Source organism: Frigidibacter sp. MR17.14 (assembly GCF_037095735.1).
In the GTDB taxonomy this organism is placed as follows: Bacteria; Pseudomonadota; Alphaproteobacteria; order Rhodobacterales; family Rhodobacteraceae; genus Frigidibacter.
In genome coordinates this window covers 1-15,553 of record NZ_JBAWKD010000002.1, presented here as the reverse complement: position 1 = coordinate 15,553, position 15,553 = coordinate 1, and the positions used below count along the sequence as shown (strand labels likewise).

Here is a 15,553-nt window from a genome sequence, read left to right as displayed (position 1 = left end):
TGGCGCATGAACATCGATGATTGAGCGAAGTCAGCGCGGGATACCCCCGCAGCGTCTATGTCGGGGGCGATCACGAACGAGGCTCCGATCGCTACAACGCCAATCAGGGACGTGATGCCCCCTATGATCCTCCCGCAGGCAGTGAAAACTCCGTGTCTCATGGCCCCTCGCCGCAGCACCTATCCTTGGCCCAGGTTTGCATCGCGGCTCTGAGAGCGCCAGCGTCGACTTGCCTCATTGAGCCGGGCTAGCGATCAAAGGTGACCGGTCGGCGGTTTTGAGCGGCGCCCGGGCGGACCTTAGGGCATCTCAAGTAGGCCTCTCCAGCCGCTGACGCAGATCTGCTTATCGCCGCCAGTGGTGTCATCGAATCTTTGTCGTGTGGAGATTCTGGGCACATAGTTGAACCTATATTTTCAAAGACACATTGAGGAGAGTACCGCGATGCTTCGTATCTTCGCTCTGGCGCTTGCGTGCGTGCCAACTTCAGCACTCGCCCTAACGCTAGAGTTTACCGGCCTCCCGGACTTGGGCGGGTCGAGCTACATGGCGGGAGAGTGGGAAGAAGCTGGCTTTGTAGTTCAAGGCGGAGCCGAGTCCTTTTCCATCCCCGACGCGCTCCATTTAGATGACTCTGGCACGGGATATGCATCTCAAGTGTCAGTATCTCACCTCGGCAGGCTCTTCGACCTCGTGGCAATGGACCTCACATACTTGCGCCAAGCGCTCTACTTTACTGACCCTGAGGACTGGGACGTTCAGGCCATGCCCTTGTCGTATGAGAATGTGCTCATCGAAGGCTTCCTCGGCGGCGCAAAGGTTGCCGAGCTCATGCTGTCTACTGACAGCTCCAGCGGAACGATTACTTGGAAGCGTGTGGCGATGGGCAGTGCATTCGTTGGGATCGACGGCTTCACCATCTCTGCGCTATTCCCGGTGGGTCTGCCGGAAGGAGCCGAGTGCTACGACGTGCCATGCGGCCATTTCTGGGTGGACAATATCGAAATTGCGCCAGTGCCGGTGAGCCTGCCGGCGGTGTCGCTTGCTACCGGATTGGCGGTCCTCTGGACGCGGCGCCGCCGGACGGTCGCTCGCAGCTCGGCGTTATAGACCAAGCCGTTATATGCCTGCGGCGATTAAGGTTGGACCGTCCGCTCACCGAGAGTACGATCGCGATGTCAACAAGAAGGGCCCGCCTACAGCGGGCCCCATCCAAAGAGCACAGGGAAAGCTTACGCCCTCGTGCGCCGGCGGATCATGGCGACCGATCCGACAGCGGCTGCGAGAAGATAGCCTGCGGCGGGAAGGGGGACGGGTGCAGGGCCCGGATCGACAATCACCTCACCATCGACGGTGATACCGGCGATCGCCATGCCGGAGTCGTACCACGTGTCGGCCCAGTTCACGACACCGAATGTCAGAGAGTACATACCCGCGTCGGCAATCGTGAATTCCGAGTTGATCCACCCAGTGTAGCCGCAGCCGGCCGAATAACAGGCCCCGCTATAGCCTGCGAGCTCTGCCCACACCGGCCCACCGGGGATAATCTCGGTGGAGCTGGGGGTCAGGGTCACACCATCGGCGATCGGCGGAAGCCCGGCGCCTGGCACCGTGTCGCCCGAGGGTGTGGTCCTTGCAGTGAAGATGAGCTGCTCGATGCCAGTGTCGAGGTTCGTCAGCAGCGCATAAGCATATTCAATGAAGCTCGCGCCGTCTGACGTGACGTAATTGAAATAGTACGAAAGCAGCGAACCTTCGTTTGCGGAGAACGCGCTCGTGGTGAGATAGGACCCGTTCGTTTCGGATCCGATGCCGAGGCCGGCTCCGGTGAAGCTCGACCCAGCCGTGGTGACGTACAGGTACTTGTCACCGATCGGCGGAGCGGTGACGACCCCATTGGGCGAGCCGATGCCAGCGACCCCTTCATAGGTCCCTACGCCTGCCAGGGTCGCAGCTGATGCACCTGTGCTCAGCGCAAGAGTCATCGCGGCTGCGCTGCACAGAAATTTCGATAAAGCCATCGCGGGAACTCCTTGTGGAAAATAACGATAACTTTACCGAAATTTTCGATTCGCACGACTCGCTCGTGTTGGATGCGGGGAAGAGCCCCACTTTCTGAGCACTCGACTAGTCGTGGGATAAGGTGACGGCAGAGGTTTTCCCATATCGCCAAGACCTTGCGCGGACTGCCTCCGGCGCGCAAAAAGAGGGCAGAAGCGAAGCAGCCCGAATGCGGGCGGCGGTCAGAGCCTACTTTTGGGATAAGGTGAGGCTTCGATGGCGCAGTTCGAACCCTGTGAACAGGTCAACGAGCATGGATGGCCCTTCATGCTCCCTGACGCCTGGCGACGCTCACACAGTCACTGAATTACCAGGCTATCCCACAGCTTGTGGATCTAGTGGCTTCGCTGAATGGCTCGCGCCTCGGACTTCGGCATGTTGCCTGCCCGTGTCCGAGAGGCTAGCTCTCTCGCCATGCAAGTCACTCACGATGCCGCGGCCGGCACCTTCACCCTGACCGGCAAGATCTGGTCGAACACCTATCCGATACAGCAGATCGACGCTTGGCTTCGCTTCTACGTGCGCCAGCGCGACGAGCACCCGAAGGCGCTCGACTCCTATGACGAGACAATTCGGGGCCTGGAAGCGCTGAAGAAGATGCTGGGATGACGTGCAGCCTTGGCTCTGCAAGCGCCCGCTGCTCTGCCCTAGCGAAGCGCTCCCCAGTTCATTGAACTGGCGATAGCCGGAACAGATGGCGAAAACGCACATCGGGGCCCGTCTACAAAACGCTCGTTTCGCCAGATTACGGCAGGTTGCGTCACGGCGGCTTCGTTCACATGAAAGCGGGTGACGGTTCATCCGCGCTTCGCGCCCTCGCTGCACCCGAAAAGTCGGGCACGCGCCCGGCGCTCGAGGTGATCCCGCGGCTGTTGCGCGCGACGCGCGCGGCGCGGCCGGCCAGCTATCGCGAGCGGCGGCCGGGACGGGTGCAGGATACCGGCAGGCGTCACGGCCAGAATCGATCATCGTCAGGTGGGTCGGGGCGGATAATGACGACCAGCGCCATCATCAGAACGAGAACGGTAGCGACGCTGATGCCGAGGCACAGATGCTCCGCGGTCATGCGAACGCCCCGTGAACAGCCTGCACGGATTTTGCACCAGAATCAGGTGCAGTTCGCTGGAAGTTCCGCGAAATCCCGCGAAAACAGCCGTTTGCGCGGGCGTAGGCCGTTCGAAAGAAAATGCCTTGTTTCCCGTGCGCTTGGACCATATACCGGCCAGCGGAGACGTGGCCGAGTGGTCGAAGGCACACCCCTGCTAAGGGTGCAGGCGGGAAACCGTCTCGAGGGTTCGAATCCCTTCGTCTCCGCCACTTACCTTAGCGAAAGCGTTCTCCCGATCCGGCTGCGGCCGGATTTTTCCGTTGTTTTCGGGGGTTATGCGGGTTGGGCTGTTAACCGGCATACGCCCGGAAAGGCGCACGGGCGTTCTCTCCGGGCCGATATTCTCCGGACCTGTTAACCGCCCCGGTTTCGGTTATCAGACTCAAGCATCTGATTTCAAATGAATTTTTGAAATCCGTAACGCACGCGAGTTGGAAAGATCATCTGGACGGTGGCGGGAACATGGATCGAACGCTGTATGCTGTGCCGCAGGTCAGCTGCGGTTGGCGACCACTCTCGTCCCGATGGACGTTCGTACTTTGTGCTGAGTCCAGCACATGCTAGTCTATCCGAAAAAAGATGAGGCGAGCAGGTGGCCCAGAAGTCTGAAATCGAATGGACGGACGCGACTTGGAACCCGGTGACCGGGTGTACCAAGGTCGGTCCAGGATGTGACAACTGCTACGCTGAGCGCTTTGCTGAGCGCTGGCGTGGCGTCGCGGGACACCCGTATGAGCAAGGCTTCGACCTGACGCTCTGGCCTTCTAGGCTGAAGCAGCCAGCTCTCTGGCGGAAGCCGCGCATGATCTTCGTCAACTCGATGAGCGACCTCTTCCACAAGGACATCGACCGAACATTCATCGACGCGGTGTTCGATGCCATGGAGCAGGCGGACTGGCACGTCTACCAGGTGCTGACCAAGCGCAGCTCGCTCATGCGCAACTACGTTCGGAAGCGGTATGATGGGGGGCCGGTGCCTCGGCACATCTGGCTCGGCGTTTCCGTCGAGGACGCCGCGCACGCGAACCGGATCGAGCACCTGAAGCAGATCAACTCCGACGCGCGCTTCATCTCGTTCGAGCCGCTGCTCGGACCGATCGGGGATGTTGACCTGCAGGGCGTCGCTTGGGCCATTGTCGGGGGGGAGAGCGGGCCCCGGGCTCGGCCCATGGACGAAAGCTGGGCCCGCCAGCTTCGTGACATCTGCGACCGTGACGATGTGGCGTTCTTCTTCAAGCAATGGGGCGGTGCGCGACCGAAGTCGGGCGGGCGTCTGCTCGATGGTGAAGAGTGGAATGGCTTTCCGTGGAAGATTGTTCCTGAACCCATCATCCGTGGCTTACAGCCCGAGGATGCTTGATGCCACCTCGGATCGAAAACTATCAGGGGCGCGAACAGTCGTTCATCAAGCACCTGTTTCTCAACAAGTACCTTGAGTCGGCGGCGTACAAGCTGTTCCAGGGCAGATCGCCGGTTTTCAATTTCGTGGATGCATTTGCGGGTCCCTGGCGGGTCTCGGACACGGACAAATACTCAGACGCTTCGTTTTCTCAGGCGATAGAAACGCTGGACGCCGTCCGCCGGTCGCTTCTGGATATGGGGCGCCCGGGGCTGAAGGTTCGATTCCGGTTCTGCGAGCGAAACCCGGCTTCGGTCGCCAAGCTCCAACAGTTTGCAGGCCAGAAGCCCGAATTCGATATCCAGGTGTTCTCTGGTGCTTTCGAGGACAATCTCGATGGCATCCGCTCCGCCTGCCGCGATGGCTTCACTTTCACTTTCATCGACCCAACCGGCTGGAATGTTGAGTCTAGCAAGATCTTCGATTTTCTTCGGAGTCTCAACGGAGAGTTCCTGTTCAATTTCATGGCCGAAGAAGTGAACCGACACGCAGGTTGGGATGGTGTGGCGCAATCGGTCGGTCGCTTCCTAGCGGACCCCGCTTGGAAGGCTGCGTTCGAGGCGCTGCCCGAGGGGGCCAACGAAACGAAAATCCTGCATCTCTTGAAAGCCAGGATGAAGGAGGCACGGGTCGCGACGTATCTGACGGACATGGCCATCCGGAAGCCTCGTGAGGACCGGATTAAGATGCGCTTGATCCTCGGCACGCACAGTAGTTTCGGAGTGGAGGTGTTCAGGAGCGTTCAGGAAAAGGTGGAAAAGGAGGCGGTTCGTACTCGCCACGCTATCCAGACCGAGGAGAGCGGCCAGTCGCAGCTCTTTCCGGATGACCAGATCATCGCCTTCGAGACTGATCGTGACGGGGTCGGCTGTTCGTCCCACATGGGCTGGGCCACCGAACTGGTGCTTCGTATTGTTGCCGACAGACCGGGGATTGCGTTCAGCACGCTTGCCGGCGAGGTTATGGAGCAGGTTCCTGTCCGGACGACGCATCTGAACAAGATCGCGGCGGCAAACCGAAAGGCCGGGTTGCTGCGGTTCGACCTTGCGAATGGCAAGCGAACCCCGAGCCCCGATACAAAGCTCTGGGCCGGCGAGGTGCAGGCAAACTAGGCGCGCCCGCCGCGAAGACCACGAGCAGTGGCGTGCACATCATCGACGCGCAACATCCACCATTGGCAAGCTGGCGTCGTCGTTTTCTACCAAGGCCGCGAGCCGAGCGAGCGCTTCAGCCACGATGCGGCCCTGATCGTGGATGCTCTGGATGATCTCAGCTGGCGACCGGTCGTCAAATTTTGCAACGGTGCTTGGATTGACCGCCTTTAGGTCGAAGACAGCAGCGTCAATGGCAGCTGCCTGGGCCTCCAGTTCTCGCGCCGCCTTTTCCTTTTCGCTGATTTCTCCGATGAGCGCAGCCACCTCGGCATCTGAAGTCTTCAGCTTCTTCAGGCGCTTGAGCTCCTCCTTGAGGTCGATCACCTCGGCCTTGGTTTCGGCTGCCTGCGCCAGGATGGGCTGCATTTCCTCGCGGGCTTTCGCGCGGCGCGCAGAAAAGTCGATGGTCCAGGAGTAACGGCTGTCGGCCTCGGCCTTGCCACGGAGCGACAGCAGCCGGGCGTAGGACGGGAACGGCTTCCCGGCGTTCTCTTCCTGTTCAAGCCAATCGGCGGTCAGGTTGGCGGGCAGCGCGCTGTCGGCAAGCGGCTTCCCATCCTTGTCGAATCCGAAATGCGCCAGCGTGAGCGGGGTCTTCTTGCCGACCTTCACATGGCTCAGGTCGTAGTACCAGATCCGCTCGGTTTTCTTGCCTTTGGTGAAAAACAGCAAGTTGGTCTTCACGCCTGCGCCAGCGGTCGAGAAGACCCCTCCCGGCAGGCTCACGATTGCCCAAAGATCGCATTCGTCGACCAGCTTGCGCTTCGTCTCAACGAAGGAGCTTTCGTTGGTCCGGAAAAGCATGCCTTCGTCGAGAACGATGGCGCAGGTCCCCTTTGGAGCAAGCTCGGCAAGGATGTCCTGGACGAACAGCACCTGCGTCGAGCTGGTTTCGAAGGCGAAGTTCTTTTGTGCATCCTTGCCTTCCTTTCCGCCGAACGGCGGGTTGGTCAGGATGACATCGAACTGCTTCGGCGCCTTGTCGAACAGCGCGCCATAGGTTGCCCGGCGCGTGAGGGAGTTGCCATGCCAGAGATTGGGCTGGTCGATCCCGTGCAGAACCAGGTTGGCCAGCGTGATCGGGATGACGAGGTTTTCCTTTTCGCGACCGAAGAAAGTGTCATGCTTGAGCGCGTCGAGATCCGTGCTGAGGGGAGCCGCGCCAAGCTTCCGCGCGATGTGCTCGTAGGCAACCGCGAGGAAACCGCCGGTCCCGCAGCACGGGTCGTAGATCGTCTGGCCCAGCTTCGGGTCAACCGTGTGAACCATGGCCCGGATCACTTCGCGCGGCGTGAAGAACTGACCGCCGTCGGAGTTCTTCTCACCCATCTTCAGCAGCAGATCCTCGTAGACCTGACTCAGCGTGAAGAAGTGGGTGTCGTCGATGTTGTCGACGCTGATTTCGTCGACTCGATCAAAGATATCCCGCAGGTTCGCTTCGGAATCTACGCGTACACGCTCCACCGCTGTCATGATTCTGCCGATGATGCGCTGTTTGGGTGTGGCGCCCGCGCGCGGCAATCCCGTCGCCGCATCGAGGTCCAGCCCATGCAGGGAAGGAAGCAGTTCCTTGTTGATGAAGTCGAAAAGCTTGCCGTCGCCCGCTGCGAACAGCTCCTGACGTTTCCAGCCAACAGGCTTGCCTTCCGGTGTTTTCGGATGGCCCGGCTTGTCCGAATATGGCGCGGCCCAGTCCTGCCACCTGTAGGGCGAGCGCAAGGCGGGAACGAAGTCCGTTCGCCCCAACGCCTCTGCTTCCTCTCTGTCCCGGGTTTCCTGCGCATCCAGAAGGCGCAAGAAGAGGATCCATGTCAGCTCGGGCACATACTGCAGGGCGCTGGCGCAGTTCGACCGGCGCATGATGTCACAGATGCCCTTGACGAACGCGCCCAGCGACTGTGTGGAGGAGATGGCTTTCGGTTTCTTTTCTCTCTTGGGGCGGGCCATGGTCACATCTCGAAAGCCGCCGACAGGATCTTCTGCGGCAGCAAGTTGATTTCTGCGAGGCGGGCTTCCAAGGCCCGCTTCAGTGGTTTCAGTTCCTTGAGCGCTGCGGATGCGCGTTGCTGGTCGGCAAAGCTTGGAAGCGCGATCTCACCTTCTGCGAGGCGGTTGAACAGCATGCGTTCACGCACCGCGCCGCGCGCCAGGGACTGGATACAGTTCGCCCCCAGCGGCGAGCGCAGCCAATAGTAGAACCAGCGGCTATCCACCACGCCCGGCTTTCCACGCAGCACGACATAGTCCGGGCTGGTGATGCCGGGCGTATCATCCTCATCCACCATCGCAATGGAGCCGATCAGGATGCGCATGGGGTTGTAGAACACCGTGCCGGGCACGGCGGGCTTGTACTTGTGGGCCTGCTTGCCGGGCGGCTCCTTGGCCGGTGCCAGGCCGTCGCGTGTCGCTCCAAGAACGGGATGAGACGCCCAGTCTTCTCCGATGCCTTGTTTGACTTCGTCGAGAACGGCACCCAACCGCGGGTGAGACTCCGGATTCTTGACGCTGTCAAAAATGATCGCGTCGGTTAGTGCGGCGACATCATGAAGCTGGCAAATGGTTGCTTCCTTCGCGACATCGTATTCACCGAATTGCCGGGAGATTTTCTCAGCGCGCTTCTTTTGTTCACCAATATCTATGTCGGGTACTTCCAGCCCCGATATGACCTGTTGATTGATGGTGAGTTGTCCAGCTGAGGTTGAGGCTGCTTCCTCAATGACATTTCGTGCCTGTGGTGCGGACAGAAAATAGCGAGCAAACTCAGGATCCAACCCTTCCTTCAAACGAACTCGGATCAGGTGGTCATTGAAGATCGTGTCTGAAGGCACATTTTCTCGAACAACGCAGCAGCGCCCAACGATCTCCCGTGCGCCATTAACGCGAATGAGTAGCAACTCCCCCGAAGAGAGCCGGTAAGTCTCCAAAATCTTCTGGGAGACATTTCCCCTTCTAGGATCACTCAGGTCGATTTCACCGGAGGATACGTCAGCAATTCTTAATACGATTGGACCGTTCTCGACGCCTTTAGGTCGAACCCCGTAGCCGTTGCGGTACGATAATACAAAGTCACCGAAGTTCGGCAAAACGTTCATCCCTCAAATAGCCTTCCCTTCGCCTCCCGTACCACGTCGGACGGCTTTCCGAGCCCGCGAAGCGCGGCGAGCCCTCCTGCCATCCGGATTTCCGGTACATCCCAAAGTGCCGGTGTCTCGAGCGCATCCGTGCCGCCCTGCGCGAACTGGTGCCCGAAGCTTTTCAGCACGGTCGCGGCCTTGGGGTCCATGCCGTCAAACCAGACCGTGTTCAAGTCGATATACTGCCCGCTCCGCTCGGCGCGTTTGAGCGCACGCGCGTGGTAGCCGTGGTGACCGAAGAAATCGTAGAGGTCGAAATCGCCCATCCTGTCGATTTCACGGATCACTTCCGGGCTGAAGTTGTCGCCGAGAAGGTGGTCGATCAGGTCGCGCCGCTTGGTCGTCTCTATCCACAGCGCACGGAACTCGTCGAGTGTGTGCGCTTCCGCCAGGACGCGGGCCATCACCTCCTTGCGGTACTCGTCGACCGGGATCGGGGTGTCGCGCCCGTCACGGGTGACCAGAATGAACCGGCCCTGCGGATTGATGAGGACCTGCTTTCCCCCAATCTCGGCGACAGGCGGGCCGTCGCCCCCTCCCTCGTCATCGCCGCCCTCGCCACCGCTGCCCGTGCCTCCATCGCCTCGCGGACGTGGGGGCTTGGTGATGAACTCGGTGCCGAAGAGATCGGTGACGCCAGTGTAGTCGTAGAGCCAGAACTTGTACTTGGCCGTCTCTTCGTGGATGCGCGTGCCCCGGCCGACCATCTGGTAGAATTTGATCGGCGACTGGAGGTATCGGAAGAAGACGACGGCGTTCAGGCGTTCGATGTCCACGCCGGCCTCCAGCAGATCGACCGTGCAGGCGATGAAGGCGCGTTCGCCGGACCCGCGCATCGGCTCGATCATGTCGGCGCCGTTGTTCGCTCCTCCCATGCATTTGAAGGCGTAGTGGTCCTTCGGCGCCTGATCGTTCTCACGGCACCAGCGGACGTAGAGATTGTTCATGTACTGCGCGACCCGGTCGGCATGGATTTCGCGCGTACAGAAGATGATCACCTTCTGCTCAGGCCCGCCATTCGCGCAAAGGAGTTGGAACAGGTCCTCACACATCTTCGGCGTGCGCAATTCGACGAACAGCTCGTCGTCGAAGTCCTTGCCGGTGTATTGCGCCTTGGGCAGGTCGTCCTCGGTCAGCGGCAAGCCCGTCTTGATGTCTCGGACACCCGCCTTGAGGGTTTCCTCTCGGGTGAAGACCATATTGTCGATGCTGGCCTTGCGCTTGACGATCTCACAGGCCGCCAGATAGCCGTCCTCCTGCGCCTCGATCAGGGTGTATTCGTAGACAGGTTCGCCGAAGTACTTTCTGTTGTTTGCGGTGATCTCCTGATCCTCGGCGCTGGCCTGCTTCGATTCCTCGAGTTTCCGCGGCGTAGCGGTCAGGCCGATGTGGATGGCGTTCGGGTTGCGGCGAAGCACCTCGGACCACCGTCCCCAGGCAGAGCGGTGGCACTCGTCGATGATGATGACACTGAACGCGTCCTCACCATAGTGCTCGGACAGGAAGCTGGCGAACCCGTCGTCGTCGTCCAGACCGAGCGTCTGGTAGGTAGCGATATGGATCCGTGCATTCTGCGCGGCGTTGCCGCCCCGCTCCGTCTTCACGATGCGGGCGTTGTCACCGAAGGCCGCCTTGAGCTTGTTGTAGGCCTGCTCGCGAAGCTCATCCCGGTCACACAGGAAGAGCGCTGGTTTGGGGAGCTGGCCGGCCTGCGACAGTCGCCAGAGCAAGTTCGTGGCGATAATCGTCTTGCCTGCGCCTGTGGCGAGCGTCAGCAGCACCCGGGGCGCCGTGCCAGCCTGGCGGTCCAGAATGATCTTCTCGAAGGCGGCGCGGATCGCCGCATCCTGATAGTAGCGGCTTTGAGCCCATGCGGGGCTGTCCGCCTGGAACAGCATGGCTGCGTCGGGGGCGTGGAGGTTGATCCCGCTGTCCTTGGCATACCGTGCCGTCAGGTCGGGGTGCGTGGGGAAATCGGGAAACTGAAATGGCCCAGCCTGCAGGCTTGTGAAGCAGTCGTACTCCCCATAGCGGTGGCCATTGGTCGAGAAGACGTACTTGACCTCATATCGTTCGCAGTCGGCGTACGCCTTGGCTTGCTGCATGCCCTTGAGCGGGTCGTCGCTCTCCTTTTTGGCCTCGAGCACGGCGATCGGCATCGACTTGGGCATTCCGTCGAGCTGCACGCAGAGCAGATAGTCCGTGCGACCGGGGCCCTTCCGCCTGCGCCCTTTTGGTCCTGTGGGCTCCACCGGCGGCGGCGTCAGAACGGTTTCGAGCGTAACCTGGTCCCGGCTTACATAGCCTTTTGCCCGGAGGACTGGGTCGATGAGGTGATACCGCGTGTCGGCTTCATTCATGCTCATCGTCACCCTCCCGCCCAGCTGGAAAATACTATCGGAGAACGGAAACATGACTCGGGTCGGCATCCAGTGCCGATAATACCCCGAAGCGACAAACCACTATGCATTGACTGACCATATCCGTTGCGCTCTATCGACCAGATCAGCCTGACGTGCAGCCAGCAGGTCCTTCGTCCAATGGTCGGCCGACAGAATCGGCTTTGTGGTGTCGAAGGAAACCCGGTTGTTCCGCTCTGCGTAGATCTTCTTCTTGCGATCGAATGGGAAGTACTGCGCCTTGTAATTCTTGATGCCAGCAAGCAGCGCAAGATTCCCAAGGCGGTGCAGCCAGAGGCGGTGTTCGTCATCGGTGAAACGCTCACGCCAGTAGGCGTCCTTGAGCGCCTGAGGCAGAACATGCTCGATGGTGATTTTTCCGCCGAAGTCCTTGGTGACCGACTCGTCCTGATCGGCCTCTTCAAGCCGCAGCAGGACGGCCTGCGCAAAGGGCCGCCCATAAACCTCGCCGTCAAGCAGGGAACGGAACTCATCGTCGTTGGCATTGGCGCGGAAAATCGCGCGGATGTCATCCGCGTTTTTCCCGGCACGGATCGCGGTAATGAGCTGAAAGTACGCTGTTAAACGAGCAGTGAACGCGAGCCGCCGAATCCAGTTCTGGTAGGTGATCCGTTCGAGTAGATCGATGAACTCCCCTTCTGGCATGTCAGCTACCGGCCTGTTCAAGAAGGCAAGCAGCGGCGGGATCCACTCCTCGAACGCTACCCGCTTGAGCGATCTGACCGCGCGACGAGCTGCAGGCGCCTCGAACTCATTCCTGAGAACGCGCAGATAATTGCGAGCGGAGGTATTCACCTCGTCGAGGAAAGTGAACGGCGACGCTGCAGTCTCGATAAGGGGTTCAAACTCCTCGTGCAGTGCCTTCCGAGCTTTTGTCGCGACAATCGAGCTGCGATGATGCGCCATGAACTGGTCAAGCCGCTCGATACCGATCTGCTCCTCTAGTTCGAGCCATGCCTCGTCCAGATCACTGCTACGGGCTGCGTTGCCGCCAAGCCGCGCGAACAGCATGTTCTTGATCAGGTCAGCATTTGACAGCGCCATGCCGCGGGCATTCAGAACATTGAACAACCGATATGCCGACTGCCAGGAAGCAGTGGTGACAAACACCACATAGACCCTGCTGAGAAGGTAGTTCGCGAACAGCTTCAGCGTCTTCTGGTCATGCTGAGCGATGAAGCTGTCGATGGCTTCTAGGTTCTCGATGATGCGCTGCTTTGGGGCGTCCTGCTCCTTGGCAACTTCTTTTCGGACCACCTCGGGCACCTTTTCCCCGGCCAGCACATGACGTCGGAAGAAGTTCTGATCTCGCTGGCGCAGGGTCAGGCGTGGCGTCTCCTCCTCACCGGTCAGGGCATTGCGTGGCAAGACGCGCCGACCGAGTTCGGATTTCGCCGGTTCATCGACGCCATCGCGCAGGCGTGAAAAGATCAAGTTGAGCGTTGTTAGACGCTGCTGACCGTCCACGACATCATAAAGACGACCCTTCTCACGCTCGATCGTGATCAGCGAGCCAATAAAATATTCCTCATCATTGGCCGCAAACGCCTCCCAAACATCATCGAGTAATTGCTCGACGTTACCCTTCTCCCAAGAATATGGGCGTTGATACGCGGGTATTTCGTATCTAATCTGCTCCGTCAGAATCTGACTTATCGTGCGCTCGGCCGCTTCCATCGTCGCTCTCAATTATCGGACGGCGACGGGATTGCCGGGCGCCCCGATTTTGAGCTGACATTACCGCCGTTTACGGTGCTAGACTATGCTGCCGCCCTAGGACGATGCAAGCATGAAGCCCGCTGCACGCCGATAGCATCTTCAATCGAGAGGGGTACTCAGAGCGGTTCGCTGTTCGGACCACGCCATTGGCAGGGTGCTCCGCAGCGCCTCCAGGTTGAGACCGGACGGCTGACTGCCGTCAAGTATACTTTCAACCAAGTCGGGAGCCAGTTGAGTGAGGCGCATGGTCCTCGTCAGGTATGGGGCGGCGATCCCTTCACGCTTGGCCAGATCGGCGATGGTGGCGAACTCGCCGGTCTCCAGCATGCGCTTCCAGCGGAAGGCGCGCGCCAGCGCCTTGACCAGCGTGTTGTCCATCCGCCGCAGTTGTGCGGCGCCCTCCGGCAGTTGCATCTCCTTTCGTCCGCCGCGCCTCACGATACGAAACGGGAGGTGCAACGTCACAGTGTTGGGGATCGGCGTGCTGCGGGTCATGCTGCCTCTCCGATACTGGCAGCCCGCATTTCGCGAGAGAGGCTCCCGAGGCCGTCGACCCGGAGCCGCACCTTCAGGCCGTCTGTGCCGATGTCGACACGCTCGACAAGCAACGTGACGATGCGCGCCTGCTCGGCGGGGAAGAGTTCGCCCCATAGCGCGTCGAGCTGCTGCAGGGCCGCGCGGGCCTCGGCCTCGGAGATGTCGTCGGCGTGGGCCCGCGCCGCCTTCCACGTCCCCGCAACGATCTCGGGCTGGCGGAACACGGCGCGCAACTGATCGAGCACGGCGCCCTCGATCTCCCCCGCGGGCACGCGGCCGACCGGACACGAACCAGCACCATGCTTCAGCACGGTCTGACTGACATAGTAGCGGTAGAGCCTGTCGCCCTTGCGGGTATGCGTTGGAGAGAACGCGGCGCCGTCCGGCCCGAACAGCAGCCCCTTCAGCAGCGCTGGTGTCTCCGCGCGGGTGCGCGCGGCACGCTTGCGCGGGCTCTCCTGCAGGATGGCGTGGACGCGGTCCCAAATCTCGGGATCGATGATCGCGTCGTGCTCGCCGGGGTAGCTATCGCCCTTGTGGACCGCCTCGCCGATGTAGGCGCGGTTGCTGAGCATGCGGTAGATATATTTCTTGTCGATCCAGTTGCCGCGCGGCGTCCGGATGCCGCGCATGCCGACTTCCCGCGCCAGTTCCGTGCAGGACCCGATCTCGAGAAAGCGGTCGAATATCCAGCGCACATGCGCAGCGGCTTCTTCGTCGACCACCAGCTTCCGGTTTTCCACCCGGTAGCCGTAGGGCGGGACGCCGCCCATCCACATGCCCTTCTTGCGGCTGGCGGCGACCTTGTCACGGATGCGCTCGGCCGTCACCTCGCGCTCGAACTGGGCGAAGCTGAGCAGGATGTTCAGCGTCAGCCGGCCCATCGAGGTAGTCGTGTTGAAGGACTGCGTCACCGAGACGAAGGTCACGCCGTTCCGGTCGAACACCTCGACCAACTTGGCGAAGTCCGCCAGCGAGCGGCTGAGGCGATCGATCTTGTAGACCACCACCACATCGACCAGTCCGTCCTCGATGTCGGCCGTCAGTCGCTTCAGACCGGGGCGTTCCAGCGTGCCGCCGGAGATGCCGCCGTCGTCATACTGATCGCGAACCAGCACCCAGCCCTCGGACCGCTGGCTGGCGATGTACGCCTCGCAAGCCTCGCGCTGGGCGTGGAGGCTGTTGAACTCCTGCTCGAGCCCCTCCTCGGAAGATTTCCGCGTGTAGACCGCGCAGCGGAGCTTGCGGACGACGGGTTTCGTCATGTCCGCCCCCTATGGTTCTTGAGACCGAAGAAGACCCAGCCATTCCAGCGCGTGCCGGTGATGGCGCGGGCGATCGCCGACAGCGACTTGTAGGGCCGCCCCTGCCATTCGAAGCCATCGGCTGTGACCGTGACGACCTGTTCGACGCCCTGCCATTCGCGCAGGAGCCTCGTTCCGGTGATGGGGCGATCGCGGTCGAGGCGCATTCCGCGCTTCTTCTTGTCGCCGCCGTCCAGTTCTTCGCCCAGCCGTTCCAGCCGCCGGATCGTCTCGGGCTTCAAGCCCCCATAAGCGAGTTCCTGGATGCGGTAGGCGATACGGCTTTCGAGATAGCGCCGGTTAAACGGCGGCGGTTCGCTGTCGAACAGATCGCGCCACTGCTTTTTCAGGTCAGGCGTCGGTGTGGTCTTCAGCGCGGCCAGGCGCGCGGGGATGTGGTCGTGCGTCGTCATGCTTTCTCCGTTGGCTTCCGGGTTGCATGACGGCATTGGTCGGCCTGATAGTGTAGGCGAATTTCTCCAGTATCGTCAGAAGGTTCGCTCCGATTGCGCCGCGTCAGGCGGACCAGCCCGAGGGCGAGCAGCCCGCACAATTCGGCGCGGCGTTCGGCGGGCGTCATCTGATCGGGTGGCAGTGGATTGGGGCGTTTCATGCGGGTGGTCTGCCCCCTGAAAAGTGGTCCTCCCTGAAGTAGGCTTTCAAGCCAGATGGAGGACGGAATATGGGACAGAAGAAGCACAAGCCGGAAGAGATTGT

General features: G+C 60.8%; 13 protein-coding genes and 1 tRNA gene. 5 read left to right on the top strand and 9 right to left on the bottom strand.

Annotation, left to right across the window (positions count from 1 at the left end):
• Positions 1-444: 444 nt before the first annotated feature.
• The gene (locus tag V8J36_RS05185) at positions 445-1,110 is read left to right on the top strand and encodes a hypothetical protein (protein WP_336466210.1); all 666 of its coding nucleotides are present in this window, start codon (positions 445-447) and stop codon (positions 1,108-1,110) included.
• A gap of 122 nt (positions 1,111-1,232) precedes the next feature.
• Here V8J36_RS05185 and V8J36_RS05180 read toward each other — a convergent pair whose 3' ends face one another.
• Positions 1,233-2,021, bottom strand: a complete 789-nt coding sequence (locus tag V8J36_RS05180) for an NF038132 family protein (RefSeq protein ID WP_336466209.1) — start codon at positions 2,019-2,021, stop codon at positions 1,233-1,235.
• Between the two features lie 454 nt (positions 2,022-2,475).
• Between V8J36_RS05180 and V8J36_RS05175 the strand changes: the two genes are divergently transcribed.
• The 4 genes from V8J36_RS05175 to tcmP all read left to right on the top strand — a co-directional run bounded on the left by V8J36_RS05175 (position 2,476) and on the right by tcmP (position 5,680).
• On the top strand, positions 2,476-2,670 hold the full coding sequence (locus tag V8J36_RS05175; protein WP_336466208.1) for a hypothetical protein: 195 nt from the start codon (positions 2,476-2,478) through the stop codon (positions 2,668-2,670).
• Between the two features lie 618 nt (positions 2,671-3,288).
• Positions 3,289-3,378: transfer RNA gene (locus tag V8J36_RS05170), tRNA-Ser, on the top strand.
• A 383-nt stretch (positions 3,379-3,761) separates the two neighbouring features.
• Positions 3,762-4,529 (top strand): DUF5131 family protein, encoded by a 768-nt coding sequence (locus V8J36_RS05165; RefSeq protein WP_336466207.1) that lies wholly within the window; start codon positions 3,762-3,764, stop codon positions 4,527-4,529.
• Entirely contained in the window at positions 4,529-5,680 is a 1,152-nt protein-coding gene (gene tcmP, locus V8J36_RS05160) for a three-Cys-motif partner protein TcmP (RefSeq protein ID WP_336466206.1), read from the top strand. Before V8J36_RS05165 ends, tcmP begins: the two co-directional genes overlap by 1 nt.
• Before the next feature lie 39 nt (positions 5,681-5,719).
• On the opposite strand, the gene V8J36_RS05155 is transcribed toward tcmP, so the two are convergent.
• From V8J36_RS05155 to V8J36_RS05120, 8 genes are all read right to left on the bottom strand, one after another.
• Positions 5,720-7,669 (bottom strand): class I SAM-dependent DNA methyltransferase, encoded by a 1,950-nt coding sequence (locus V8J36_RS05155; protein ID WP_336466205.1) that lies wholly within the window; start codon positions 7,667-7,669, stop codon positions 5,720-5,722.
• A gap of 2 nt (positions 7,670-7,671) precedes the next feature.
• Positions 7,672-8,814 (bottom strand): hypothetical protein, encoded by a 1,143-nt coding sequence (locus V8J36_RS05150; RefSeq protein WP_336466204.1) that lies wholly within the window; start codon positions 8,812-8,814, stop codon positions 7,672-7,674.
• The gene (locus V8J36_RS05145) at positions 8,811-11,222 is read right to left on the bottom strand and encodes a DEAD/DEAH box helicase family protein (RefSeq protein WP_336466203.1); all 2,412 of its coding nucleotides are present in this window, start codon (positions 11,220-11,222) and stop codon (positions 8,811-8,813) included. The genes V8J36_RS05150 and V8J36_RS05145 overlap by 4 nt, the downstream gene beginning before the upstream one ends.
• Before the next feature lie 96 nt (positions 11,223-11,318).
• Entirely contained in the window at positions 11,319-12,953 is a 1,635-nt protein-coding gene (locus V8J36_RS05140; protein WP_336466202.1) for a DUF262 domain-containing protein, read from the bottom strand.
• Positions 12,954-13,094: 141 nt separating this feature from the next.
• Complete coding sequence (locus V8J36_RS05135) at positions 13,095-13,490, bottom strand: hypothetical protein (RefSeq protein ID WP_336466201.1); 396 nt, start codon at positions 13,488-13,490, stop codon at positions 13,095-13,097.
• Positions 13,487-14,797, bottom strand: a complete 1,311-nt coding sequence (locus tag V8J36_RS05130) for a recombinase family protein (protein ID WP_336466200.1) — start codon at positions 14,795-14,797, stop codon at positions 13,487-13,489. Before V8J36_RS05130 ends, V8J36_RS05135 begins: the two co-directional genes overlap by 4 nt.
• Complete coding sequence (locus V8J36_RS05125) at positions 14,794-15,249, bottom strand: DUF2924 domain-containing protein (protein WP_336466199.1); 456 nt, start codon at positions 15,247-15,249, stop codon at positions 14,794-14,796. The genes V8J36_RS05130 and V8J36_RS05125 overlap by 4 nt, the downstream gene beginning before the upstream one ends.
• A partial coding sequence (locus V8J36_RS05120; RefSeq protein ID WP_336466198.1) for a hypothetical protein occupies positions 15,246-15,553 on the bottom strand: 308 nt, incomplete at its 5' end. The genes V8J36_RS05120 and V8J36_RS05125, both read right to left, overlap by 4 nt.